We start from the raw sequence: 3074 nt of genomic DNA, 5'->3' as shown, positions 1-3074 counted from the left end.
AAGGGGTACGTTCATTGAGATATTGAAATTGACAGCGTATATGGGATTGGGACGGAAACGTCTTGATTCTATATCGAAATGACTAAACTAAGTAGAACTCTTGAGATTTTTTTTGGGTTTGGGCTTTTTATTTGTTGGGTTGTATAGAAGTATATATATGAATCTACGATGAAGAGTTTGATCCTGGCTCAGGATGAACGCTAGCGGCAGGCCTAACACATGCAAGTCGAACGGTAACATAGATTGCTTGCAATCTGATGACGAGTGGCGCACGGGTGCGTAACGCGTATACAATCTGCCTTACACTGGGGGATAGCCTTTAGAAATGAAGATTAATACCCCATGGTCTATAGGAGTGGCATCGCTTTTATAGTAAAGATTACGGTGTAAGATGAGTATGCGTCCTATTAGTTTGTTGGTGAGGTAACGGCTCACCAAGACGACGATAGGTAGGGGCCCTGAGAGGGGGATCCCCCACACTGGTACTGAGACACGGACCAGACTCCTACGGGAGGCAGCAGTGAGGAATATTGGACAATGGGCGAGAGCCTGATCCAGCCATGCCGCGTGCAGGAAGACTGCCCTATGGGTTGTAAACTGCTTTTATACGGGAAGAAACACCCCCACGTGTGGGGGCTTGACGGTACCGTAAGAATAAGCATCGGCTAACTCCGTGCCAGCAGCCGCGGTAATACGGAGGATGCAAGCGTTATCCGGAATCATTGGGTTTAAAGGGTCCGTAGGCGGACAGTTAAGTCAGGGGTGAAAGTTTGCGGCTCAACCGTAAAATTGCCTCTGATACTGATTGTCTTGAATTAGTGTGAAGTGGTTAGAATGAGTAGTGTAGCGGTGAAATGCATAGAGATTACTCAGAATACCGATTGCGAAGGCAGATCACTAACACTATATTGACGCTGAGGGACGAAAGCGTGGGGAGCGAACAGGATTAGATACCCTGGTAGTCCACGCCGTAAACGATGGATACTAGCTGTTGGATTTTCGGATTCAGTGGCCAAGCGAAAGTGATAAGTATCCCACCTGGGGAGTACGTTCGCAAGAATGAAACTCAAAGGAATTGACGGGGGCCCGCACAAGCGGTGGAGCATGTGGTTTAATTCGATGATACGCGAGGAACCTTACCAGGGCTTAAATGTAAGTTGACAGGGGTGGAAACACCTTTTTCTTCGGACAATTTACAAGGTGCTGCATGGTTGTCGTCAGCTCGTGCCGTGAGGTGTCAGGTTAAGTCCTATAACGAGCGCAACCCCTGTTGTTAGTTGCCAGCGAGTCAAGTCGGGAACTCTAACAAGACTGCCGGTGCAAACCGTGAGGAAGGTGGGGATGACGTCAAATCATCACGGCCCTTACGTCCTGGGCTACACACGTGCTACAATGGCCGGTACAGAGAGCAGCCACTTCGCGAGAAGGAGCGAATCTATAAAACCGGTCTCAGTTCGGATCGGAGTCTGCAACTCGACTCCGTGAAGCTGGAATCGCTAGTAATCGCATATCAGCCATGATGCGGTGAATACGTTCCCGGGCCTTGTACACACCGCCCGTCAAGCCATGGAAGCTGGGAGTACCTGAAGTCGGTGACCGCAAGGAGCTGCCTAGGGTAAAACTGGTAACTGGGGCTAAGTCGTAACAAGGTAGCCGTACCGGAAGGTGCGGCTGGAACACCTCCTTTCTAGAGATTTTCTGTTTTATATAACAGAGATCCTATACAACTAGAAGGCAAATTTGAAGAACCCGTCTGAAAAAGAAGGATGGAGTTTTGCTTGGTTTAGCTGTCAATTTTATATAATAAAGGTCTTAGGTATTTAGGCATTACGTGATCGAGTGATCGGTTACTGGCTGGATGCTTAAATGCTGTAGACTATTTTAAAGACAGTCTCATAGCTCAGCTGGTTAGAGCGCTACACTGATAATGTAGAGGTCGGCAGTTCGAGTCTGCCTGAGACTACGAAGTGGTCGAGTGGCATTTGCCTGCTTGCCCGTCCGAAACGAAAGTGGAGGCGGGAGACTACGAAGCAGCGAAGCTGCTGGTTGTAAGTTTTGAGTGTTAAGTTCAGGGCTTGCCTACGTTCATTGAGTAATGACATATTGGAAATTCTGGAAGTTGGGTATGTAGTTATGTACTAACTACTAACTACTCATTACTAACTACTAGTACATGGGGAATTAGCTCAGCTGGCTAGAGCGCCTGCCTTGCACGCAGGAGGTCATCGGTTCGACTCCGATATTCTCCACAGATAAGACTTTAAAGAGGGAGTATCTGAAGCACGGAGAGAATAGAAAGCTTGCTTTCTGATTCTTGACACGCGAAGATATTTTTTAAAGTCTTTCAAGAAGGGAGTTTGAGGACGGCTACCGCAGGTAGCACTCCGACAACGATCCGCTTGATACGGTATTTGATTGTTGATTTCATTTGGTTTGTGCCTAAAAGCAGACATAAGAATGGTGAAGGAGATCAGAAACGTTCTTTGACATATTGGGAAATAAGAAATACGAGAAAAGCAATTTTTTCAATTAAGAATTTTTTCACTTGCGCTGTTTACAGTGCAATTGGATTAGTTTTTAGTTATAGTAAACTCATTAAAAGAGCAAAAAAGTACAATAAGCAAAGTAAGGGCGTATGGGGAATGCCTAGGCTCTCAGAGGCGATGAAGGACGTGATAAGCTGCGATAAGCTGCGGGGAATGGCACATACATTTTGATCCGCAGATTTCCGAATGGGGAAACCCACTATGTTGAAGACATAGTACCCGATTAGTCGGGGGCGAACCCGGGGAACTGAAACATCTAAGTACCTGGAGGAAGAGAAAACAATAGTGATTTCGTTAGTAGCGGCGAGCGAACGCGAAGTAGCCCAAACCAAAGTTGTTACGGCAATTTTGGGGTTGTAGGACTGCGACATTTGATGCTTTATGAATTAGAATCCTTTGGAAAGAGGAGCCATAGACGGTGATAGCCCGGTATAGGTAAGTAAAGTTATTGATAGCAGTATCCTGAGTAGTGCGGGGCACGTGAAACCCTGTATGAATTTGTCGGGACCATCCGATAAGGCTAAATAC

General features: G+C 46.6%; 2 tRNA genes and 2 rRNA genes (1 of these 4 cut by a window edge). All 4 read left to right on the top strand.

Annotated features, from left to right (window positions below):
* Positions 1-165 precede the first annotated feature (165 nt).
* Positions 166-1687 (top strand): 16S ribosomal RNA (locus tag J1N09_RS15260).
* Positions 1688-1889: 202 nt separating this feature from the next.
* Positions 1890-1963: transfer RNA gene (locus J1N09_RS15255), tRNA-Ile, on the top strand.
* Positions 1964-2175: 212 nt separating this feature from the next.
* Positions 2176-2249 (top strand) — tRNA-Ala (locus J1N09_RS15250).
* 366 nt (positions 2250-2615) lie between these two features.
* Positions 2616-3074, top strand: a 23S ribosomal RNA gene (locus tag J1N09_RS15245); it runs 2380 nt beyond the window's last position.
* Together the 16S and 23S rRNA genes with 2 tRNA genes alongside form the textbook arrangement of a ribosomal RNA operon.

This window comes from Aureitalea sp. L0-47 (genome assembly GCF_026126405.1).
Classification (GTDB): Bacteria; Bacteroidota; Bacteroidia; order Flavobacteriales; family Flavobacteriaceae; genus Pukyongia.
The sequence above is the reverse complement of the archived record's forward strand: the minus strand, read 5'-3'. Positions and strand labels throughout refer to the sequence as shown.